The 21712-nt window shown below is 69.9% G+C and carries 18 protein-coding genes; 5 read left to right on the top strand and 13 right to left on the bottom strand.

What is annotated here, in order from left to right; genetic code table 11:
* Positions 1–72 precede the first annotated feature (72 nt).
* The 4 genes from ABZX75_RS21055 to ABZX75_RS21070 all read right to left on the bottom strand — a co-directional run bounded on the left by ABZX75_RS21055 (position 73) and on the right by ABZX75_RS21070 (position 4262).
* The gene (locus ABZX75_RS21055) at positions 73–1701 is read right to left on the bottom strand and encodes a cytochrome bc complex cytochrome b subunit (protein WP_355412644.1); all 1629 of its coding nucleotides are present in this window, start codon (positions 1699–1701) and stop codon (positions 73–75) included.
* Positions 1698–2759: a Rieske 2Fe-2S domain-containing protein gene (locus tag ABZX75_RS21060; RefSeq protein ID WP_355412646.1), complete on the bottom strand. Its 1062-nt coding sequence runs from the start codon at positions 2757–2759 to the stop codon at positions 1698–1700. Before ABZX75_RS21060 ends, ABZX75_RS21055 begins: the two co-directional genes overlap by 4 nt.
* On the bottom strand, positions 2756–3565 hold the full coding sequence (locus ABZX75_RS21065; RefSeq protein WP_355412648.1) for a c-type cytochrome: 810 nt from the start codon (positions 3563–3565) through the stop codon (positions 2756–2758). The genes ABZX75_RS21060 and ABZX75_RS21065 overlap by 4 nt, the downstream gene beginning before the upstream one ends.
* Positions 3566–3641: 76 nt before the next feature.
* On the bottom strand, positions 3642–4262 hold the full coding sequence (locus ABZX75_RS21070; RefSeq protein WP_008738823.1) for a heme-copper oxidase subunit III: 621 nt from the start codon (positions 4260–4262) through the stop codon (positions 3642–3644).
* Between the two features lie 223 nt (positions 4263–4485).
* Here ABZX75_RS21070 and ABZX75_RS21075 point away from each other — a divergent pair, with 223 nt between their 5' ends.
* Positions 4486–4887, top strand: coding sequence for a hypothetical protein (locus ABZX75_RS21075; protein WP_355412650.1), 402 nt, complete (start codon positions 4486–4488; stop codon positions 4885–4887).
* Between the two features lie 100 nt (positions 4888–4987).
* On the opposite strand, the gene ABZX75_RS21080 is transcribed toward ABZX75_RS21075, so the two are convergent.
* The 4 genes from ABZX75_RS21080 to coxB all read right to left on the bottom strand — a co-directional run bounded on the left by ABZX75_RS21080 (position 4988) and on the right by coxB (position 9454).
* Entirely contained in the window at positions 4988–6238 is a 1251-nt protein-coding gene (locus ABZX75_RS21080; RefSeq protein WP_355412652.1) for an Ig-like domain-containing protein, read from the bottom strand.
* A gap of 116 nt (positions 6239–6354) precedes the next feature.
* Positions 6355–6753 (bottom strand): cytochrome c oxidase subunit 4, encoded by a 399-nt coding sequence (locus ABZX75_RS21085; RefSeq protein ID WP_355412654.1) that lies wholly within the window; start codon positions 6751–6753, stop codon positions 6355–6357.
* Positions 6750–8483 carry a cytochrome c oxidase subunit I gene (gene ctaD / locus ABZX75_RS21090; RefSeq protein WP_355412656.1) on the bottom strand — a complete coding sequence of 578 codons (1734 nt, stop codon included), beginning with the start codon at positions 8481–8483 and terminating at the stop codon, positions 6750–6752. The genes ABZX75_RS21085 and ctaD overlap by 4 nt, the downstream gene beginning before the upstream one ends.
* A complete protein-coding gene (gene coxB, locus ABZX75_RS21095) occupies positions 8480–9454 on the bottom strand; it encodes a cytochrome c oxidase subunit II (protein ID WP_355412658.1) in 975 nt (324 codons plus the stop codon). Before coxB ends, ctaD begins: the two co-directional genes overlap by 4 nt.
* Positions 9455–9737: 283 nt before the next feature.
* Between coxB and ABZX75_RS21100 the strand changes: the two genes are divergently transcribed.
* Positions 9738–11117 carry an aminotransferase class V-fold PLP-dependent enzyme gene (locus ABZX75_RS21100; protein ID WP_355412660.1) on the top strand — a complete coding sequence of 460 codons (1380 nt, stop codon included), beginning with the start codon at positions 9738–9740 and terminating at the stop codon, positions 11115–11117.
* Positions 11118–11785: 668 nt separating this feature from the next.
* Here ABZX75_RS21100 and ABZX75_RS21105 read toward each other — a convergent pair.
* Positions 11786–12760, bottom strand: a complete 975-nt coding sequence (locus ABZX75_RS21105) for a carbohydrate kinase family protein (RefSeq protein WP_355412662.1) — start codon at positions 12758–12760, stop codon at positions 11786–11788.
* A 133-nt stretch (positions 12761–12893) separates the two neighbouring features.
* On the opposite strand from ABZX75_RS21105, the gene ABZX75_RS21110 reads away from it, so the two are divergent.
* Positions 12894–13130 carry a hypothetical protein gene (locus ABZX75_RS21110; protein ID WP_355412664.1) on the top strand — a complete coding sequence of 79 codons (237 nt, stop codon included), beginning with the start codon at positions 12894–12896 and terminating at the stop codon, positions 13128–13130.
* A 90-nt stretch (positions 13131–13220) separates the two neighbouring features.
* The gene (locus ABZX75_RS21115) at positions 13221–14645 is read left to right on the top strand and encodes a hypothetical protein (RefSeq protein WP_355412666.1); all 1425 of its coding nucleotides are present in this window, start codon (positions 13221–13223) and stop codon (positions 14643–14645) included.
* Positions 14646–14760: 115 nt separating this feature from the next.
* Here the strand turns inward: ABZX75_RS21115 and erpA are convergent, their stop codons facing one another.
* Complete coding sequence (gene erpA / locus ABZX75_RS21120) at positions 14761–15117, bottom strand: iron-sulfur cluster insertion protein ErpA (RefSeq protein WP_008738845.1); 357 nt, start codon at positions 15115–15117, stop codon at positions 14761–14763.
* 292 nt (positions 15118–15409) lie between these two features.
* Here erpA and nadA point away from each other — a divergent pair, with 292 nt between their 5' ends.
* Positions 15410–16597 carry a quinolinate synthase NadA gene (gene nadA / locus ABZX75_RS21125; RefSeq protein WP_355412669.1) on the top strand — a complete coding sequence of 396 codons (1188 nt, stop codon included), beginning with the start codon at positions 15410–15412 and terminating at the stop codon, positions 16595–16597.
* Between the two features lie 123 nt (positions 16598–16720).
* Here the strand turns inward: nadA and ABZX75_RS21130 are convergent, their stop codons facing one another.
* From ABZX75_RS21130 to ABZX75_RS21140, 3 genes are all read right to left on the bottom strand, one after another.
* The gene (locus ABZX75_RS21130) at positions 16721–19858 is read right to left on the bottom strand and encodes an efflux RND transporter permease subunit (protein ID WP_355412671.1); all 3138 of its coding nucleotides are present in this window, start codon (positions 19856–19858) and stop codon (positions 16721–16723) included.
* A gap of 165 nt (positions 19859–20023) precedes the next feature.
* A complete protein-coding gene (locus tag ABZX75_RS21135; RefSeq protein ID WP_355412673.1) occupies positions 20024–20752 on the bottom strand; it encodes a response regulator transcription factor in 729 nt (242 codons plus the stop codon).
* 123 nt (positions 20753–20875) lie between these two features.
* Positions 20876–21697 (bottom strand): adenosylcobinamide-GDP ribazoletransferase, encoded by an 822-nt coding sequence (locus tag ABZX75_RS21140; protein ID WP_355412675.1) that lies wholly within the window; start codon positions 21695–21697, stop codon positions 20876–20878.
* Positions 21698–21712 lie beyond the last annotated feature (15 nt).

A 21712-nucleotide genomic window follows, 5' to 3' on the forward strand; every position in this document is an offset into this window, starting at 1 on the left:
CGCCGTGGCGACACCAGGACTGACCGAAATCAGTCCCTCATGCGGTCATGCGGTCATGCGGTCGTGCGGGGATCAGTGGTGGCCGTGGCCGCTCTGGATCTCCTTGTACTCCTCCACCGTGGGCTTCGCAATCTGGTTGTCCTCGGCGTAGAAGCCCTTGCTGAGCTTCGCGCGCATCTTCTCGGTGAGCGTCACCTTGCGCCGCACGCCGTTCTCGTCGACCGTCGGGCCGAGCGCGACCGGCTGGTACTGCTCGTGCGAGGTGAGCTTGTGCAGCTGGCCCTGCGGGAGCGGCTCGTGGACCTCGACGAACTCACCGTGCGGCAGGCGCTTGATGACGCCGGTCTCGCGACCGTGCAGCACCTTGTCCCGGTCCCGGCGCTGGAGGCCGAGGCAGATCCGCTTGGTGATGATGAAGGCGAGGACCGGGACGACGAAGAAGCCGATCCGGACGAACCAGGTGATCGCGTTGATCGAGAGGTGGAAGTACTGCGCGAACATGTCGTTTCCACCGCCGATCAGGAGCACCACGTACTCCGCGATCCAGGCGACACCGAAGGCCGTGCGGGTCGGGACGTTGCGCGGACGGTCCAGGATGTGGTGCTCGCGCTTGTCCCCGGTGACCCAGGACTCGATGAAGGGCCAGAGGGCGATGGCGCCCAGCACCAGCGGGAAGAGGAGCAGCGGGATGAACACGCCCAGGACGAGCGTGTGGCCCCACAGGTTGATCTCCCAGCCGGGCATGGCGCGGATCAGGCCTTCCGGCATACCCATGTACCAGTCGGGCTGCGCGCCGGTGGACACGTGGTCCGGGCGGTACGGGCCGAGGGCCCAGACCGGGTTGATCGAGGCGATCGCGGAGATGGCCGCGATGACACCGAAGACCAGGAAGAAGAAGCCTCCGGCCTTGGCCATGTAGACCGGCAGCAGCGGCATGCCGACGACGTTCTTGTTCGTCTTGCCGGGGCCCGCGAACTGGGTGTGCTTGTGGTAGAAGACCAGGATCAGGTGGGCCACCAGCAGGCCCATCATGATGCCGGGCAGCAGCAGGATGTGCACCGAGTAGAACCGCGCGACGAAGTCGCCGCCCGGGAACTCTCCGCCGAACAGGAACATCGACAGGTACGTGCCGACGACCGGCACGGACAGGATCGCGCCCTGCATGAAGCGGACACCGGTACCCGAGAGCAGGTCGTCCGGCAGCGAGTAACCGGTGAAACCGGTGAACATGCCGAGGACCAGCAGCAGGAAGCCGAAGAGCCAGTTGACCTCACGCGGCTTGCGGAACGCGCCGGTGAAGAAGACGCGCATCATGTGCACGAACATGGCCGCGACGAAGATCAGCGCCGCCCAGTGGTGGATCTGACGGATCAGCAGACCACCGCGGACGTCGAAGCTGATGTCCAGGGTCGAGGCGAAGGCCTCGGACATCAGGACGCCCTGCATCGGCACGTACGAGCCCTCGTAGTGGACCTCGTTCATGCTCGGGTGGAAGAACAGCGTCAGGTACACACCCGTGAGGATGATGATGATGAAGGTGTAGAGGCAGATCTCACCCAGCATGAAGGACCAGTGGTCCGGGAAGATCTTGCGCATGTTGGCCTTGGCCAGGCTGTAGATGCCGAGGCGGCCGTCCGCCCAGTCGGCCATACGCTCGCCGGCCGGTGCTTTGCGCTGCTTGGTGTCGTTGGCAGTGCTCATCCGCGCTCCCAGAATGAGGGACCGACGGGCTCTTCGAAGTCGCCGAGCGCTTCGAGGAAGCCTTCGTCATTCACGCCGATCCGCAGCTGCGGAAGCGCGTGACCAGCGGGGCCGAAGATGACACGGGCGCCGTCGGAGAGGTCGAAGGTGGACTGGTGGCACGGGCAGAGCACGTGGTGCGTCTGCTGCTCGTACAGGCTGATCGGGCAGCCGACGTGGGTGCAGATCTTGGAGTAGGCGACGATGCCGTCGTGGGACCACTCCAGCTCCTGCTTGTCCTTGATGTCCTCCGGCCTGATCCGGACGATCATCAGGGCCGCCTTGGCGATCTGGACCTGGAAGTCGTGCTGGTCCTCTTCCAGGCCTTCCGGCATGGCGAAGGTCAGCGAACCGACGACGACGTCCTCGGGGCGCAGCGGCTCCATCGTGTTCTGGTTGATGAGCAGCTTGCCCCGGGCCCAGAGGGTCTTGCGGAGCTTGTCCTCGGGCAGCGGTCCCAGATCGCGCATGATCACGAGGGCGGAGAGCGGCAGCATGGCCAGCGCGCCCAGCATCGTGTTGCGGATCAGCGGGCGCCGGCCGATGCCGGACTCGTTCGCACCGTCGGCGAAGTCCTGCAGGACCCTGGCCCTGACCTCCGGCGGAGCGGCGATCTCGTGCCGCTCGTCGGCGACCTCGACATCGGACATCAGGGTGCGGGCCCAGTGGACCGCGCCCGCGCCGATGCAGAAGAGGGCCGTGCCCAGCGTCATGCCCAGGGCGAAGTTGAGCGCGCTCACCTTCCCGATGGGGAAGATGTACACGATCTTGTCGACCGGGAGGGTCACGAAGGAGGCGATGAAGCCGACCGTGGCCAGCATCGACAGCGTGAACAGCATTGCGACGGTGCGCTCGGAGCGCTTCGCCGCCCGCTCGTCGATGTCCTGGATCCGCGGCCGGTGGACCGGAAGGCCCGGGTCGGCGAACGGATCGTCCGCGACGACGGCTACGCCGCCGTGGTGCGCGTCGCCCTGCTCACTCGGCAGGAGCTTCTCTTCGGGAATGTGTTGGCTACTCATGACTTCTTGGCCTTAGCGGTGTGGGCCCCGACCCAGACGGCGACAGCGATCAGCGCACCCAGACCGAAGATCCAGCCGAACAGACCCTCGGACACGGGGCCGAGGCCACCGAGCTTCAGGCCACCCGGGCTGGTCGACTTCTCGCCGTTGACGTTCTGGATGTACGCGATGATGTCCTTCTTGCCCTGCTCCGGCATGGTGCTGTCCGGGAAGGAGGGCATGTTCTGCGGGCCGGTGATCATGGCCTCGTAGATGTGCTTCGGCGAGACACCCTCAAGGTTGGGGGCGTACTTGCCGTTCGTCAGTGCGCCGCCCTCGCCGGTGAAGTTGTGGCACTGCGCGCAGTTGTTGCGGAACAGCTCACCACCCTTGGCGATGTCGGCGCCCGCCGGGTCGTACTGCTTCTCGGTCGGCGTGATCGGGCCGGCGCCGAGGGACGCGATGTACGCGGCCAGCTGGTCGATCTGCGCCTGCGCGTAGACGTTCGGCTTCTTCGGCACCTGGACGCCCGGCTGCTGGGCGGGCATGCGGCCCGTGCTCACCTGGAAGTCGACGGCCGCGGAGCCGACGCCGACCAGGCTGGGGCCGTCAGAGGAACCCTGACCGCCGGTACCGTGGCAGCTTGCGCAGCCCACGGCGTAGAGCTTCTTGCCCTCCTCGATGGCGAGGGACTGGGCTGTTACGTCGGCCTGCGCCTTGCCCGCGGGGGCGAAGGCGGCGTACAGCCCCCCAGTGGCCGCCAGGGCGAAGAGTAGAACGACGACCGCCGCCAGCGGATGGCGTCGTCGTGCGGAGAGCTTTTTCACGGATTACCCCGGTGTCAGGATCTTCTGCGTCGGTGTTTCTGGATGGAGTGCCGGGACCTGCCCGGTGACGTGTTCGCTACTTGATCAGGTAGATCGTGGCGAAGAGGCCGATCCAGACGACATCGACGAAGTGCCAGTAGTAGGACACGACGATGGCCGACGTGGCCTGTTCGTGGGTGAACCTCTTGGCCGCGTACGTCCGGCCGAGGACCAGCAGGAAGGCGATGAGACCGCCCGTCACGTGCAGCCCGTGGAAGCCGGTGGTCAGGTAGAAGACCGAGCCGTACGGACCGGACGAGAGGCTCATGCCCTCGTGCTTGACCAGCTCGGTGTACTCGAACACCTGGCCGCCAATGAAGATCGCACCCATGACGAACGTGATGATGAACCACGTCCGGAGCTTCTTCACGTCACCGCGCTCGGCTGCGAATACGCCGAGCTGGCAGGTGAGCGAGGAAAGCACCAGGATCGTCGTGTTCGTCGCCGAGAAGGGCAGATTCAAGGCCGAAGCCTGCTCTGTCCAGTACTCGGCGCCCGTCACTGATCGCAGGGTGAAGTACATCGCGAAGAGGGCCGCGAAGAACATCAGCTCGGAACTCAACCAGATGATGGTTCCCACGCTGACGAGGTTCGGCCGGTTGACCGTCGGGTGCGCGTGCCCGGTATCTACTGTCGTTGCTGTCGCCACGACCGACATTATGTCGGTCGCTTATCCCGCCCTCACCCTGGGGGGTGCCGTTCGGAGTGTTCGGGGGGTGTGCAAGGCCCGAACGGCCCATAAAACGGCCTCCGGCGGGTACTGACGAGGCTGACGGAACCGATGTTGACGCGGTGTCCGGAGGAGTAGCATCCCTTCCCCTGGCTCCGCCGGGGATACGCAAGATCATCAACGTGATTCATGTGACACGTGGAGGAACGAAATGCGGGCGACTGCACGGGTTCTGGTCTACAGCGACGACGCGGGCACCCGGGAGCAGGTGCGGCTGGCGGCGGGGCGCAGGCCGGCCGCGGACCTGCCGCCGGTGGAGTTCCTGGAGTGCGCGACGCTGCCGGCGGTCCTGAAGGAGCTGGACGCGGGCGGCATCGACGTCTGCGTGCTGGACGGCGAGGCAGTTCCGGCCGGGGGCATGGGCGTGGCCCGGCAGATCAAGGACGAGATCTTCCAATGTCCGCCGGTGCTGCTGCTGATGGGGCGGCCCCAGGACGCCTGGCTGGCCACCTGGAGCCGCGCGGACGCCGCCGTCACCCTTCCGGTGGACCCGGTCGAGTTCGCGGACACCCTGGCGCGCCTCCTGCGGGCCCGGCTGTCCCTGGACGCCTGACCGGCACCCTTCCGGCACCAGGGGCGACCGTACGGCCGCCCCTGGTGCCGCCCTTGCGCGGCGCCGGTGGCTTGCGGCGCCCCGGCGGGGAACCGGTCGCTCAGATACGGGGCCGGAGACGGGCCTGGTCGACCGGGCTGCGGCCGTCGTGGGTGCCCTTGAGCAGGGCGCTGCCCTCGCGCCAGTCCTTCCAGTCCATGTTCCAGTCGCCGTAGCCGTTGCCGAAGGTGTCCATGTCGTCGCCGATGCTGTTGACCACCTCGACGATGTCGCCCTCGGTGATGTTCTCGTAGAACCAGGCGGCGTTGCGGGTGCTCATGCCCGTGCAGCCGTGGCTGACGTTCGCGTAGCCGTGGGAGCCGACCGACCACGGCGCGGCGTGGACGTACTCGCCGCTCCACGTCACCCGGGTGGCGTAGTAGACGGGCAGGTCGTAGCCCTCGGAACTGGCCGCGGAAATGCCCACCGAGGTGCCGCGCATCCGTACGAAGTACTCCTTGCCGAGTACCACCTTGACGCCGTTGCGGGTGGAGAAGCCGGGCTTTCCGGTGGTCACCGGAATGGTGTTGATCACTTTTCCGTTGCGCTTGAACGTCATGTAGTGCGAGGAGGCGTCGGTGATGACCTCGACCCGGTCCCCGATCTCCAGCTTCACCGGCTTGGCGGCGGCGCCGTAGAGCTCATCGGTGATCTTGATGCCCTCCAGGTTGCTCCGGACGGAGACCGTGGAGTTGGCGGGCCAGTAGGTCTTGGGCCGGAAGTGCAGCCTCTTGTCGTCCACCCAGTGCCAGGCGCCCTCGGAGCCGGGCGGGGCCTGGACGACCAGGCCCCGTTCCACGACCGCGCGGGCGGCCTTGTCCTTGACCGGCTCGTTGAGCACGGCGATGAGGGGCTGGCCGACGCCGTACTTGCCCTCGTCCGGGCCGAATTCGACCTTCAGGAGGGTCTTGGCCGGGGTGGTGTCGAAGGTGAGCGTGCGCTGCCCCGGAGCGCCGCGCTGGTCCTCGGTGCTCACGGTGACCGTGTAGCGGACGCCCGCGGCCATCGGGGCGGTGCTGTGCCAGCGGTCGCCGGTGGCGGTCAGCTCGCCCGCCAGGCGGCGGCCGTGGGTGTCCACGACGGTCACGTCGGTGATCCGGCCCTCGCCGCTCTTGGCGGTGACCTCCAGGGGCCGGTCGGGGTCCACGGGACGGCTGCCGGCGGTCTGGTTGAAGGCGATCTGATCGCCCGCGTCGTACGGGCGGGCGGGCAGCGGGTCGTCGCCGGACCCGCATGCGGTGGCGCCGGCCCCGAGGGACGCGACCAGCAGGGAGCAGCCGAGTACCGTCCAAAGACGCGGTGAGTGCTTCATGGAGCCAACGCTATGAAGATATGACAATTACGGCGCGCGGGGTGACTGCAAACGAGGGGCCCGGACTCCTCTGTCCGAGGTGTCCGGGCCCCACGTGTGTCATGTCGCCGGTGCGGCTACTGGTTCTGGTTCTCGCCGCGGTAGTACTCGTACACCCAGCCCCACAGGCCGATCAGGATGACCGGAGCCGAGAAGTACATCAGCCACCAGCCGAAGATGACGCCCATGAAGGCGAGCGCGCCACCGATGGCCAGCGAGAGCGGCTGCCAGCTGTGCGGGGAGAAGAACCCCAGCTCGCCCGCCTCGTCGGCGACGTCGGCCTCGAGGTTGTCCTGGGCCATCTCGTCGACACGCTTGGCCGTGAAGGCCAGGTAGTAGCCGATCATGACGCTCAGGCCGAAGGCCAGGAAGAGCGCGGTGGTACCGACGGGCTCCTTCGACCACACGCCGTACACGACGGCCATGATCAGGATGAAGAAGGAGAGCCAGAGGAACATCTTGCCCTGGATCTTCACTTGCCGACCTCCTTGCCACCAGCGACGGCCTTGGCGCCCTCGCTGTGGTCCTCGAGGTGATCGAGGGCCGCGATCTCCGGGTGGTGCAGGTCGAACGCCGGGGATTCGGAACGGATCCGCGGCAGGGTGAGGAAGTTGTGCCGCGGCGGCGGGCAGGACGTCGCCCACTCCAGCGAACGGCCGTAACCCCACGGGTCGTCGACCTCGATCTTCTTGCCGTACTTCGCCGTCTTCCACACGTTGTACATGAAGGGCAGCATCGACAGGCCGAGCAGGAACGAGCTGATCGTGGAGATGGTGTTCAGCGCGGTGAAGCCGTCGGCGGCGAGGTAGTCCGCGTAACGCCGCGGCATGCCCTCGGCACCCAGCCAGTGCTGCACCAGGAACGTGCCGTGGAAGCCGATGAACAGCGTCCAGAAGGTGATCTTGCCGAGGCGCTCGTCCAGCATCTTGCCCGTGAACTTCGGCCACCAGAAGTGGAAGCCGGAGAACATCGCGAAGACCACGGTGCCGAAGATGACGTAGTGGAAGTGCGCGACGACGAAGTACGAGTCGGAGACGTGGAAGTCCATCGGGGGCGAGGCCAGGATGACGCCGGTCAGACCACCGAAGGTGAAGGTGATCAGGAAGCCGACGGCCCAGAGCATCGGAGTCTCGAAGGACAGCGAGCCCTTCCACATGGTGCCGATCCAGTTGAAGAACTTCACACCGGTCGGTACCGCGATCAGGAAGGTCATGAAGGAGAAGAACGGCAACAGCACACCACCGGTGACGTACATGTGGTGGGCCCACACGGTCACGGAGAGGCCGGCGATCGCGATCGTCGCGCCGATCAGACCGATGTAACCGAACATCGGCTTGCGGGAGAAGACCGGGATCACTTCGGAAATGATTCCGAAGAACGGCAGGGCGATGATGTACACCTCTGGGTGCCCGAAGAACCAGAAGAGGTGCTGCCACAGCAGCGCTCCACCGTTGGACGCGTCGAAGATGTGGCTGCCGAACTTACGGTCGGACTCCAGCGCGAAGAGCGCGGCGGCCAGGACCGGGAAGGCCAGCAGGACCAGAACACCGGTCAGCAGCACGTTCCAGGTGAAGATCGGCATGCGGAACATCGTCATGCCGGGTGCGCGCATGCAGATGATCGTGGTGATGAAGTTCACCGAACCGAGGATCGTGCCGAAGCCGGAGAAGGCCAGGCCCATGATCCACATGTCGCCGCCGATACTGGGCGAGCGGACGATGTCGGTCAGCGGGGAGTAGGCGAACCAGCCGAAGTCGGCGGCACCCTGCGGGGTGAGGAAGCCGGCCACCGCGATGATCGAGCCGAAGAGGTACAGCCAGTACGCGAACATGTTCAGCCGCGGGAACGCCACGTCGGGCGCGCCGATCTGCAGCGGCATGATCCAGTTCGCGAATCCGGCGAACAGCGGCGTCGCGAACATCAGCAGCATGATCGTGCCGTGCATCGTGAACGCCTGGTTGAACTGCTCGTTCGACATGATCTGCGTGCCCGGACGGGCCAGCTCGGCGCGCATGAACAACGCCATGACACCGCCGATCATGAAGAACACGAACGACGTGACCAGGTACATCGTGCCGATGGTCTTGTGGTCGGTCGTGGTCAGCCACTTCACGACGATGTTGCCCGGCTGCTTGCGCCGTACCGGCAGCTCGTTCTCGTACGAGTCGGCTGCGGCGGCACCCTGGGATTCGTTGAGGATGCTCACAGTGTGTTCGTCTCCGCATTCCGGGCCGGGTCGGTCTGCTTGATGCCGGCCGGGAGGTAGCCGGTCTGCCCCTTCTCCGCCAGCTCCTTCAGGTGCGCCCGGTACTCCTCGGGCGAGACGACCTTGACGTTGAAGAGCATCCGGGAGTGGTCGACGCCGCAGAGCTCGGCGCACTTGCCCCTGAAGACGCCCACTTCGGTCGGGGTGACCTCGAAGACGTTGGTGTGGCCCGGGATGACGTCCTGCTTGAACAGGAAGGGGACCACCCAGAAGGAGTGGATGACGTCGTTGGACGACAGGATGAAGCGGACCTTCTCACCCTTGGGGAGGTAGAGGGTCGGCCCCGGGTCGTTGGTGTCCGGGTCCCGGTCGCCGGGAACGCCCTTCTGGTAGACGCCCTCGGCGCCCGCCGGGAACTGCTTCGTGAAGCGGTCCGGCAGGGAGGCGAGCTCCTTGGGGACCTCGCCCGCCCTCGGAGTCGCCGCGTCGCCGTCGACGTTCTCGACGTAGTTGAAGCCCCAGCTCCACTGGAAGCCGACCACGTTGATCGTGTGCGCCGGCTTGGCGGAGAGGGAGAGCAGCTTCGACTCGTCACGCGCGGTGAAGTAGAAGAGCACCGAGACGATGATGAGCGGGACCACGGTGTACAGCGCCTCGATGGGCATGTTGTACCGGGTCTGCGGGGGCACCTCGATCTTCGTCCGGCTGCGCCGGTGGAAGATGACGCTCCAGATGATCAGACCCCAGACGAGGACGCCCGTGATCAGTGCGGCCGCCCAGGACCCCTGCCACAGCGAGAGGATCCGCGGCGCCTCCTCGGTTACCGGGTCCGGCATTCCGAGGTTGGGGAAGTCTTTATATGTGTACGAGCAACCTGTGGCGGTCGCCAGGACCACGCCCGCAGTCAACGCCTGCAGCAGCTTCCGCCGCATCGGGCGCCGCGGCGAGCGGTCGGAGCCGTAGGGACTCACGTAGCGCCTTCCCGAGAGTCTCGGCCCGCGCGGCCGGCCGCGGCCGTGTTCGGGTCGGTCGCCGGCCCTGACGCAGGCAGGGGTTTGGATGTTTATGCGGACCAAACCCTACTGGACGCTATTTGGGGTCGCGCGGGGAGGGTGCCCAACGCGCCGCTACTGACCCCGAAGGGATGGATGCGCCGTCCGGGGGACGGCCCGAACGGCCCTGAGTGGCCCGCTCCCGGAGCCATCTGACGGCCCCTGACCTCGGGGAGCGGCGGGCGCCGGTTAGCGTGGCCGGATGCCGTACTTCGACACCGCGTCCGCCGCCCCCCTGCACCCCGTGGCCCGGCAGGCGTTGCAGGCCTCCCTGGACGAGGGCTGGGCCGATCCCGCCCGGCTGTACCGGGAGGGCAGGCGCGCCCGGCTGCTGCTGGACGCGGCGCGGGAGGCCGCGGCGGAGGCGGTGGGCTGTCGGGCCGACGAGCTCGTGTTCACTCCTTCGGGAACGCACGCGGTTCACGCGGGCGTCGCGGGCGTCCTCGCGGGGCGCCGGCGCGTGGGGAGCCGCCTGGTCGTATCGGCGGTCGAACACAGTTCTGTATGGCATGCGGCGGCCGTGCACGAGGCGCAGGGGGGCACGGTCGCCGAGGTCCCCGTGGACCGGTGGGGCGCGGTGACCCCCGCCGGATACGCGGACGCGCTGGACCCGTCGACCGCGCTGGCCTGCCTCCAGTCGGCCAACCACGAGGTGGGCACCGTCCAGCCGGTGGCGGAGGTGGCCGAGGTCTGCGGAGCGGCCGGGGTGCCGCTGCTGGTGGACGCGGCGCAGTCGCTGGGCTGGGGCCCGGTGGAGGGTGCCTGGTCCGTCCTCGCCGCCAGTGCGCACAAATGGGGCGGCCCGCCGGGAGTCGGCCTGCTGGCGGTCCGCAAGGGGGTCCGCTTCTCGCCTCAAGGCCCCGCGGACGAAAGGGAGTCGGGCCGCTCCCCCGGCTTCGCGAACCTCCCCGCGATCGTGGCGGCGGCGGCGTCCCTGCGGGCCGTACGGGCCCAGGCCGACGCGGAGGCCGCCCGGCTGCGGATCCTGGTGGACCGGATCCGGCGCCGGGCGGTCCGGCTGGTCCCGGACGTCGAGGTCGTCGGCCACCCGGATCGCAGGCTGCCGCACCTGGTCACCTTCTCCTGCCTGTACGTCGACGGCGAGGCCCTGCTGCACGAGCTGGACCGCGCCGGCTTCTCGGTCTCCTCCGGCTCCTCCTGCACCAGCTCCACGCTGACCCCGAGTCACGTCCTGCGGGCGATGGGCGTGCTGTCGGAGGGGAACGTACGGGTGTCCCTGCCGCCGGGGACCACGGCGGAGGAGGTCAACGCCTTCCTGGAGGTGCTGCCGCGCGCGGTGGCGGGCGTACGGGAGAGGCTCGGCGTGAGCGAACCCCCGGCGGGGCCCCCGGAGGCCGACTCCCTGGAACTCGACGCGCTCGGGCTGCGCTGCCCCCAGCCGGTGATCGAACTGGCCCGGGCGATTCGGCGGGTACCGGTGGGCGGGACGGTGACCGTCGTGTCGGACGACGAGGTGGCCGGGCTGGACATCCCGGCGTGGTGCGCGATGCGGGGCCAGACGTATGTGGGCGAAGCCCCTCGGCCACGGGGCGTGGCGTACACGGTCCGCCGCACGACCTGACCCCCCGCCGATGCTGCTGCCGCAGCGGGGTCCAGCCTGCCCGAAGCCCCGCCGCGGGATCGTTCTGCCCGGGCTGCGCCCGCCCGCACCGCCGCGGGGTCCGGTCTGCCCCGGGCTGCACCCGCCCCCACCGCTGGCAACGGCCTGCCCCGGCGGAACGGGAAACCACCGGCTCCGCCGGCGCACCGGGCACCGCCCGGACCCGCGCCTCAAACGCCGGCGAGGCTGAAAAGATCCGGCCTGCCGTGGCAGAGGTCCCGCGTGAGACGCAGAACATGCCCGTCAGGGCCCGCACAGCGGCAAACCGGCCCCGACCGGGCAAGGTCCGCGGAGCGGCAGAACCGACCCGTCAGGGGAAGCTTCCAGCGGCAGCCAGGGGAGGCGCGGACGTGCGGTAGAGGGTCCCCCAGCGGGGCCGCGGGGGCAACGCACCCGGCCCGGCGGGCATGGGAAGCCGGATCCGCCCCGGCCGCCCCGCGCCTTGCACACCGCCGCCGGGCGGGAAGGGTGCCGCTCAGCCACACCGCCCGGCAGGGTCGCAGGGCGGCAGAACCGACCCGTCAGGGGGCACCTCCCGGCGGTAGCCAGGGGGGCGGGGACGTAGAGTCCCCGACCCCGACCCCGACCCCGGCCCCAGCGGCAGCGGCAGCGGCAGCGGCGCGGCGCGGCTACGACAGGTGCGCGCGGACCTCCGTCGCCGCTTCGTCCCCGTACGCCTTCGTGAAGCGCTCCATGAAGTGGGCCCGCGCCAGGGTGTACTCCTGCGTGCCCAGCGTCTCGATGACCAGCGTCGCGAGCATGCAGCCGACCTGCGCCGCGCGCTCCAGGCCGACGCCCCAGCCGACCCCGGCCAGGAACCCGGCGCGGAACGCGTCGCCGACACCCGTCGGGTCGACCTTTGCGGTCTCCTCCGGGCAGCCGACCACGATCGTGGCCTCGCCGGCCCGCTCGATCTTCACGCCGTTCGCGCCGAGCGTGGTCACCCGGGTGCCGACCTTCGCCAGGATCTCCTGGTCCGTCCAGCCGGACTTCGACTCGATGAGGCCCTTCTCGTACTCGTTCGAGAAGAGGTACGTCGCGCCCTCCATCAGGGTGCGGATGTTCTCGCCGTCCATGCGGGCGATCTGCTGCGAGAAGTCGGCGGCGAAGGGGATTCCCCGCGTCCGGCACTCCTCCGTGTGGCGGAGCATCGCCTCGGGGTCGTCCGCGCCGATCAGTACGAGGTCGAGTCCGCCCACCCGGTCGGCGACGGCCTTCAGTTCGATGAGGCGGGCCTCGCTCATCGCGCCCGTGTAGAAGGAGCCGATCTGGTTGTGGTCGGCGTCCGTGGTGCACACGAAGCGCGCGGTGTGCAGTACCTCGGAGATCCGGACGGAGTCGGTGTCGACTCCGTGCCGGTCCAGCCAGGCGCGGTACTCGTCGAAGTCGGAGCCTGCCGCGCCGACCAGGACCGGGCGGATGCCGAGCTGTCCCATGCCGAAGCAGATGTTCGGGCCGACGCCGCCCCGGCGGACGTCGAGGTTGTCGACGAGGAAGGAGAGCGAGACCGTGTGCAGCTGGTCCGCGACCAGCTGGTCGGCGAATCGGCCGGGGAAGGTCATGAGGTGGTCAGTGGCGATGGAGCCGGTGACTGCGATGCGCACGGCGTGGACGCTCCTGCGGAGGACGGCAAGGGGGACAGTCAAAACTACCCTTTCGCCGACCGTGAGCCGACCGGCCGAAACTACCCCGTAGTAGGCCTTTCTTCCCGTGCGCCGCGGTGCCTACGGTGCCCCCATGACCTCTACCGATGGCTTCGGCTCCACCGAGTACACCGTCGACGAGCCCCGCGCGGAAGGCTCGCGTCGGCCCGACTTCGCGGAGCTGCTCGGCGACTGCGCCCGGATGGCCCCGCACTGGGCGGTCCCGGCGGGCCCCCGGCCGGCTCGGGTGGCCCCCTCGCAGATCCACGGGATCAGCGTGCCGGCGGCCTCGGCGCGGCTGATCGCCTCCACCGCGGCGTACGGGGACTGAGCGGATCCCACGAGGCCCGGGGAACCGGATGCGCGACTGTTTCGTCACACCCGCATCACGTACGACGGGGACTGGCGAAGGAGCGATGCGGTGACCAGCGAACAACCCGACACATCACACGGCACACGACGACGGCCGGCCTGGGCCATCGGCTCGATCGCGGCCGCCGTCCTGCTGGCCGGCGGCGGCGGCGCGTACTGGGCGTCCACGGCTTACGGCGACGGCGCGCCGGGCAGTCGCACGGCCGGCCCCGCGGCCTCCGCGCCCCGTGACGCGGGGAGCCCCTCCGGTCCGGGTATCGCGCCCGGCGAGCCCGACCCGTCCGGCGGCGGAGTCGTCTACCGCGCGGACGTCCCGCTCCCGGAGGGCCCGGCCAAGGCGCCCGCCTTCACCGCGTCCGGCGAGGTCACGTCGGCGGAGGCGGCCCGGCTCGCCGCCGCCCTCGGCATCGCGGGCGACCCGCGGCCGAGTGGCGACGTCTGGCTGGCCGGGGAGGCCGCCGACGGATCGGGGCCGCGGCTCACGGTGACCCGCAAGGCGCCGGGGACGTGGAACTTCCAGCGCTACCAGGCCGCGGGCAACGGCGCCGGAGACGACTGCGCGCGCGGCAAGGACACGTGCGGTCCGGCCACCCTCCCCCACGGCGCCGACGGCACGGGCAAGCCGGTCTCGGAGGAGGCGGCGAAGGCCGCCGCGGCTCCGGTGCTGGCCGCCGCGGGCCAGGAGGGGGCGAAGCTGGACGCCCGCCTGATCCAGGGCTCGGTCCGGGTGGTCAGCGCCGACCCGGTGATCGGCGGCCTTCCCACGCAGGGCTGGTCCACCAAGGTGAGCGTGGGCGCGGACGCCCAGGTGGTGGCGGGAAGCGGCGAGCTGAAGGCACCGGTACGAGCCGCCGAGCAGCCGGTGGTGGGCGCCGTGGAGGCGCTGGCCCGGCTGAACGCCTCCTCGGGCGGCTCGGACGGCACGGCCCCCGGCCCCAGCGGCTGTGCGTCCTCGGTCCCGCTGGAGCCGGACGCCCCGGCCACGGGCCCGGGCGCGGTGCCGTGCAACCCGGAGCCGCGCCCGATGAAGCCGCCGCGCACGGAGACCGTACGGGGCGCCGTGCTCGGGCTGGTGCCGGGGACGGTGGACGGGGCGCGGGGCCTGGTCCCGGCCTGGCTCTTCGAGGTGGCGGGCAAGGACGGCGGCCCCGGCCACACGGTGACCCAGCCGGCCGCCGCCGCCGAGGACACCCCCGGGCCGAAGGACGGGCGTACCGTGCCCGGGTTCTCGTACGCGGCGGGCGACCGGAAGCTGACGGTGAACTTCTGGGGCGGCGTGTGCTCCTCCTACGCCATGGAGGCGCGGGAGCAGAAGGAGGCGGTCCTGGTGAAGATCACCGACACACCGCACAAGCCGGGTCAGGCCTGCATCATGCTCGCGCAGGAGATGTCCTTGACGGTGACGCTCCAGCAGCCGCTGGGCGACCGCAAGGTGCTCGACGCGACCACCGGCAAGCCGCTGCCGCGGCAGTAGCGCCGGGCGCATACGGAAAACGCGTGCGAGGCGTGTGCGGGGCGCATGCGAGAAGGGCCCGCCTCCGGTCGGATGTGACCGGAGGCGGGCCCTCGTCGTAGGGCCTCGGCCAGGCTTAGCTGAACGAGTCGCCGCAGGCGCAGGAACCCGTCGCGTTCGGGTTGTCGATCGTGAAGCCCTGCTTCTCGATGGTGTCGACGAAGTCGATGGAGGCGCCGTGGAGGTACGGGGAGCTCATCCGGTCGGTGACGACCTTCACACCGTCGAAGTCCTTGACGACATCGCCGTCGAGGGAACGCTCGTCGAAGAAGAGCTGGTAGCGCAGGCCCGAGCAGCCACCGGGCTGGACGGCGACGCGCAGCGCCAGGTCCTCGCGGCCTTCCTGCTCCAGCAGGGTCCTGACCTTTTCGGCGGCGGCGTCGGACAGGAGGATGCCGTCGCTCACAGTGGTCTTGTCGTCCTGTACGGACATCTGCATTCACTCCCGAAGTGGGCGGCTCCCCGCCGGAGACAGGGAAACGTCGGACTCTTGCCGTCGGTGGCAACGAGCGGGGTCGCGGATTCATTCCGGACCCGACGCTTGTTTCAGATATTCATGCTCGCACACCGCGTGCGGGGCCGACGCGATGAAGCCACGGGCTAATGCGTCACATTGACACTATCGGCATCGTCAAAGTGACGTGAAGCGGCTATGATAGATAGCGTCAAGTAGACGAGAAGTCGAAGCGATGCCCTCAGAAGTCCCTTGTCGCAGAACAGAAAGGGTGCGTGTCGTGACCACCGCCCAGCCTTTGGACGTCCAGCCGACGCCGCTTGCCCTGCTGCTGCTCGGCCGCGAAGCCGACCCCAAAAGCGAGCGGGGGGTGGAGTGCCCCGGCGACCTGCCCTCGCCGTCGGACCCGAACCTGGTGGCGCGCGCCCGCGCGGCCAAGGAGAAGCTCGGGGACAAGGTCTTCATCCTCGGCCACCACTACCAGCGGGACGAGGTCATCGAATTCGCCGACGTGACCGGTGACTCCTTCAAGCTGGCCAAGGACGCGGCCGCCCGGCCCGAGGCCGAGTACATCGTCTTCTGCGGCGTCCACTTCATGGCCGAGTCCGCGGACATCCTGACCTCGGACGACCAGAAGGTGGTCCTGCCCGACCTGGCCGCCGGCTGCTCGATGGCCGACATGGCCACCGCCGAGCAGGTCGCGGAGTGCTGGGACGTACTGACCGACGCCGGCGTCGCCGACGCGACGGTGCCCGTCTCGTACATGAACTCCTCGGCCGACATCAAGGCCTTCACCGGCAAGCACGGCGGCACGATCTGCACGTCGTCCAACGCGAAGAAGGCCCTGGAGTGGGCCTTCGAGCAGGGCGAGAAGATCCTCTTCCTGCCGGACCAGCACCTGGGCCGCAACACCGCCGTCCGCGACATGGGCATGTCCCTCGACGACTGCGTCCTCTACAACCCGCACAAGCCGAACGGCGGCCTGACCGTCGAGCAGCTGCGGAACGCCAAGATGATCCTGTGGCGCGGCCACTGCTCGGTCCACGGCCGGTTCTCGGTCGACTCGGTCAACGACGTCCGCGCCCGCATCCCCGGCGTGAACGTCCTGGTGCACCCCGAGTGCAAGAACGAGGTCGTGGCGGCCGCGGACTACGTGGGCTCCACCGAGTACATCATCAAGGCGCTGGAAGCGGCCCCGGCCGGCTCCAAGTGGGCCATCGGCACCGAGCTGAACCTGGTCCGCCGCCTGGCGAACCGATTCGCCGCCGAGGACAAGGAAGTCGTCTTCCTCGATAAGACGGTCTGCTTCTGCTCCACGATGAACCGCATCGACCTGCCGCACCTGGTGTGGACCCTGGAGTCCCTGGCCGAGGGCAACCTCGTCAACCAGATCCAGGTCGACAAGGAGACGGAGAGCTTCGCGAAGCTCGCCCTGGAGCGGATGCTCGCGCTGCCGTAGCCGGCCGCGGTACGAGTACCTCCGGGCCCCGGCCCGCGGACGCACGAAGGGGCGGCCCCCGTACGGGGCCGCCCCTTCGGCGTTCGGCCGGCGAGGCGGACGGGCCGCACCGGCCCGGCCCGGTCAGACGTTGGCCGGCGTCTCTTCCTCGCTGGAGGAAACCACCCTCAGCTTGGCCTCGCCGCGCGCCGAGCGCTTGGCGCGGCGGCGTTCCTTGCGGAGCTCCACCATCGTGTACAGCGTCGGCACCAGGAGCAGCGTCAGCAGGGTCGAGCTGACCAGGCCGCCGATGACCACGACCGCGAGCGGCTGGGAGATGAACCCGCCCTCGCCGGTGACGCCCAGCGCCATCGGGAGCAGCGCGAAGATCGTCGCCAGGGCGGTCATCAGGATCGGGCGCAGCCGGTGCCGGCCGCCCTCGACGACCGCTTCGACGACGCCCAGCCCCTGGGCGCGGTACTGGTTGACCAGGTCGATCAGGACGATCGCATTGGTCACCACGATGCCGATGAGCATCAGCATGCCGATCATGGCCGGGACGCCCATGGGGGTGCCGGTGACGATGAGCAGGCCGAGGGCGCCGGTCGCCGCGAAGGGGATGGAGACCAGCAGGATCAGCGGCTGGATCAGCGAGCGGAAGGTCGCGACCAGCAGCATGAAGACGATCGCGATGGCCGCGAGCATCGCCAGGCCGAGCGAGGCGAACGCCTCGTCCTGGTCCTCGGAGACGCCGCCGATGGAGGCCGTGGCCCCCGCGGGCAGGTCCAGGGCCTTCAGCTTCGTCTGGAGGTCGGCGCTGACCGCGCCCGTGTTGTCCCCGACCGGCTTCGCGGTGATGGTGGCGGCGCGGGCGCCGTCGATCCGGGTCATCGCGACCGGGCCGGGAACCACCTTGACCTCGGCGATGTCGCCGAGCGTGAACGGGCCGACCGGGAGCGCCCGCAGTTCGGCCAGGGTGGTGGCCGGCTGCGCGGACTTGATGACGATGTCCCGCTCGGTGTTGTCCAGTACGGCCTTGCCCGCCGGGTTGCCCCGTACGGCCTGGGCGACGAGTCCGCCGAGCGCGGCCTGGTTCAGGCCGGCGTCAGCCGCCTTGGGGGTGGCGGTCACCGAGATGCGGGGCACGGACTGGGACAGGTCGCTCTGTACGTCGGTGACGTTCTTGAGCGTGGCCACCTCGGCCCGGACCCGCTCGGCGGCCTCGGCGAGGACCTCGCCGTCGCCGGCCTTGACGACCACGCTGAGGTTCTGGCTGCCGAATCCGTCGCCCGCCGCGATCCTGATCTCCCCGATGCTGTTGAGCTTGGCCAGCTCGTCCTCGATGTCCTTCCTCACGGCGTCCGCGTCGCCCGCGTCCTTCACGGTGACCTGGTACGAGGCCTGGTTGGAGCCGGTACCGCCGCCGAAGGCCGCGAGGAAGCCGGAGGAGCCGACGGTGACCTGGTAGCTCTTGACGCCCTCGACCGAGGCCAGCGCCTTCTCGACCTTGCGGCTCGCCTCGTCGGAGGCGGCCAGCGAAGTACCGGGGGCCAGCTCCTGCTTGACCGTCAGGACATCCTGCTCGCCCTGGTCGAAGAAGTTGGTCTTCAGCAGCGGGGTCATCCCGAAGGTGCCGACCAGAACCACGACCGCGATGGCCACACTGGTCAGGCGACGCCGGGTGGCGAAGCCCAGGACCCGTACGTAGAACCGCTGGAGGCGGCTGCGGGCCTCCTTCTCCTCGGCGTCGCGCCGGGCCTTGGCGGCGCTCTCGGCATCTCCCGGCGTCACGCCCTCGGGCGCGCTCAGGAACCAGTACGAGAGCACCGGTACGACCGTCAGCGAGACGAGGAGCGAGGCCAGCAGGGCCGCGGTGACCGTCAGCGAGAAGGAGCCGAAAAGCTCGCCGATCATGCCGCCGACCAGGCCGATCGGCAGGAAGACGGCGACGGTGGTGAGGGTGGAGGAGGTGACGGCGCCGGCGACCTCCTTGACCGCGGTGATGATGGCCGTCTCGCGCTCCTCCCCGTAGCCGAGGTGGCGCTTGATGTTCTCCAGGACCACGATCGAGTCGTCGACGACCCGGCCGATGGCAATGGTGAGCGCGCCCAGCGTCAGCATGTTGAGGGACAGGTCGCGGGTCCACAGCACGATCAGCGCGAGCACGACGGACAGCGGGATGGAGACCGCGGTGACCAGCGTCGAGCGCAGCGAGGCCAGGAAGACCAGGATCACGATGACCGCGAAGACGAGGCCGAGCAGGCCCTCGGTGGTGAGGCTGGAGATGGACTTGGCGACGGCCGGGCCCTGGTCGCTGACCACGGTCAGCTCGGCGCCGGCGCCGAGCGTGGCACGCAGTTCGGGCAGCTTGTCCTTGACGGTGTCGGAGATGGCGACGGCGCTGCCGTCCTTGTCCATGGTGAGGACGAGGGCGAGGCTGGGCTTGCCGTTGGTACGGGTGATCGAGGCGGCCGGGGCGGCCTCCTGCTTCACGGTGGCCACGTCGCCGAGGCGGACGGCGGGCTTTCCGGAGCCGGGGCCGGGGCTCAGGCGCAGGTCCTCGACCTGGGCCAGGGAGGTGTAGCCGGAGCCGACGCGGACGGTGCGGTTCTCGCCCTCCTCGTCGAAGGAGCCGGCGGGTACGGAAGCGCCGCCCGCCTGCAGGCCCTGCGCGAGCGCCGCCCCGTCGAGGCCGGCGGCCGCGAGCTTGGCGTCGTCGGCGGTGACGGTGACCTGGAGGTCCTGGACGCCGTCGACGGTGACCTGGCCGACGCCTTCGATGTCGGAGAGGACCGGAACGACGGAGCGCTCCAACTGGCCGGCGAGTGCCTGCTGGTCCTTGTCGGAGGTGACGGCGAGGATGACGGTCGGGATGTCGTCGGTGGAACCGGCCACCACCTGCGGGTCCACCTCGGCGGGCAGCCGCACGCGGGCCCGGTTGACGGCCTGCTGGACGTCGGCGACGAGCTGCTTCGTGCCGCTGTCGCCGTAGTCGAAGGTGGCCATGATGAGGGCGTTGCCCTCGCTGGCGGTGCACGTGATGCCGGTGATGCCGTCGACGCCCTTGAGGGTGGCCTCGAGCGGTTCGACGACCTGCTTCTCCACCACGTCGGGCGAGGCGCCCTGGTACGGCGCGAGCACGGAGACCATGGGCAGCTCGATGGACGGCAGCAGCTGCTGCTTGAGCTGCGGGATGGCTATGGCGCCGAAGACGAGCGCGACGATCGACACGAGGCCGATCAGCGCTCTCTGGGCAAGGCTGAAGCGGGACAGCCAGGACATGGGTATGGGATCTCTCTGCAGTGACGTATACGAAGTCATGCCGTCAGGCACACGCGCGGGCCCCTTCACCCTGTCCCATGGGGTGGGGGCGTGGCGTCGCTCGCAGGTCCCCTCCTTATCCGCGGCATACCGCGTCCGCAGTACGCCGTACTACCGCGCCGCTGCCTAGTCGGCGCGCGGCCGGACGAGTCCCGATTCGTAGGCGATGACCACCAATTGGGCCCGGTCGCGGGCGCCGAGCTTGGCCATGGCCCGGTTGACGTGGGTCTTCACGGTGAGCGGGCTGACCTCCAGCCGCCCGGCGATCCCGTCGTTGGACAGTCCCGCGGCCACGTGTACGAGGACCTCGCGCTCCCGGACGGTCAGCGCGTCGAGCCGCTCGGCGTGCGCGCCGGCCGAGGCGCCTCCGGGGGCCGGGTCGGCGCCGCCGCCCTGGGCGAGGAAGGTGGCGATGAGCCCCTTGGTGGCGGCCGGGGAGAGCAGCGCCTCGCCGGCGAAGGCCACCCGGATGGCGTTGAGGAGCTCGTCCGGCTCGGCGCCCTTGCCGAGGAAGCCGGAGGCGCCGGCCCGCAGGGCCGAGACCACGTACTCGTCGACCTCGAAGGTCGTCAGCATCACCACGCGTACGGCGGCCAGTTCCGGGTCCGCGCTGATCATGCGGGTGGCGGCGAGCCCGTCGGTACCGGGCATCCGGATGTCCATGAGCACGACGTCGGCGCGGGTCTCGCGCGCGAGCGCGAAGGCCTGCGCCCCGTCGGAGGCCTCCCCGACGACCAGCATGTCGGGCTCGGAGTCGACGAGCACCTTGAAGGCGCTGCGCAGGAGTGCCTGGTCGTCGGCGAGCAGCACCCGGATGGGCGCGGCGGCGGTCGGTTCCGTCGTCGTGTGGTCCACGGGGTGAGCGTACGTCGCCCCGCGCGGCCGGAACCGGCCCGGGGGCGGGGTCGATGCGGGGGAAGGGTCGGCACGGGGCGGGGCCGGCGCGAGGGCCGCCGAGGTCAGCCCGGGGCGCCGGGGTCAGCCCAGGGCCAGGACCACCAGCGCGGTGGTCGCCGCGACTTCGGCCAGGGCGCCGAAGACGTCCCCGGTGACCCCGTCGAAGCGGCGGACGCATCGGCGCAGCAGCAGCTGCGCGGCCAGCAGGGCCGCCAGGACCGCCGCGGCGTGCCGGGCGGCCTCCGCAAGGCCCAGCGGGAGGGCGGCGGCCGCGGCGGCCACCGCGACGAGGGCGGCGATCGCGGCGGCCGCGCCGCGCGGGACCACGCCGGCGACGGCCGCGCCGAGCCCTTCGGGTCGGGCCGGCGGGACGCCTTCGCGGGAGGCCAGGGTCATGGCGAGGCGAGCGGTCACGGCGGCGGTGACGGCGGCGAGGGCGCCGCGGATCCAGCTGTCGGCGTACGCCTCGGAGAGGGCGGCCACCTGTACGAACAGCACGAGCAGCAGGGTCACGACGCCGAAGGGGCCGATGTCGGACTGCTTCATGATGCGCAGCGCGTCCTCGGCCGGTTTGGCGCTGCCCAGCCCGTCCGCCGTGTCGGCGAGGCCGTCCAGGTGCAGCCCCCGGGTCAGCGCGGCCGGTACGGCGACGGTGACGGCGGCGGCGAGCAGCGGCCCCCCGCCGAGCAGCAGCAGGAGCACCCCGGGCACGGCCGCGAGCAGACCCACGGCCAGCCCGGCGAGGGGAGCGCAGGCCATCCCGGTGCGGGCGGCGGGGCGGTCCCAGCGGGTGATGCGGGCGGGCAGCACGGTCAGGGTGCCGAAGGCGAAGCGGACGCCGTCGAGGAACGAGGCGCGTTCCACGGGCGGTGTCAGGGGCGGACCATCGAACGAATCTGTCATCGGCCGGAACGCTAC

Source organism: Streptomyces sp. NPDC003038, assembly GCF_040611115.1.
Lineage (GTDB): Bacteria > Actinomycetota > Actinomycetes > Streptomycetales > Streptomycetaceae > Streptomyces.

Excerpts from the sequence above, each read along its gene's own strand:
- erpA (WP_008738845.1), bottom strand. The coding sequence starts at position 15,117 with ATGTCCGTACAGGACGACAAGACCACTGTGAGCGACGGCATCCTCCTG.
- ABZX75_RS21080 (WP_355412652.1), bottom strand. The coding sequence starts at position 6,238 with ATGAAGCACTCACCGCGTCTTTGGACGGTACTCGGCTGCTCCCTGCTG.
- ABZX75_RS21055 (WP_355412644.1), bottom strand. The coding sequence starts at position 1,701 with ATGAGCACTGCCAACGACACCAAGCAGCGCAAAGCACCGGCCGGCGAG.
- ABZX75_RS21140 (WP_355412675.1), bottom strand. The coding sequence starts at position 21,697 with ATGACAGATTCGTTCGATGGTCCGCCCCTGACACCGCCCGTGGAACGC.
- ABZX75_RS21110 (WP_355412664.1), top strand. The coding sequence starts at position 12,894 with ATGACCTCTACCGATGGCTTCGGCTCCACCGAGTACACCGTCGACGAG.
- ABZX75_RS21130 (WP_355412671.1), bottom strand. The coding sequence starts at position 19,858 with ATGTCCTGGCTGTCCCGCTTCAGCCTTGCCCAGAGAGCGCTGATCGGC.
- ABZX75_RS21100 (WP_355412660.1), top strand. The coding sequence starts at position 9,738 with ATGCCGTACTTCGACACCGCGTCCGCCGCCCCCCTGCACCCCGTGGCC.
- ABZX75_RS21075 (WP_355412650.1), top strand. The coding sequence starts at position 4,486 with ATGCGGGCGACTGCACGGGTTCTGGTCTACAGCGACGACGCGGGCACC.
- ABZX75_RS21070 (WP_008738823.1), bottom strand. The coding sequence starts at position 4,262 with ATGTCGGTCGTGGCGACAGCAACGACAGTAGATACCGGGCACGCGCAC.
- ABZX75_RS21060 (WP_355412646.1), bottom strand. The coding sequence starts at position 2,759 with ATGAGTAGCCAACACATTCCCGAAGAGAAGCTCCTGCCGAGTGAGCAG.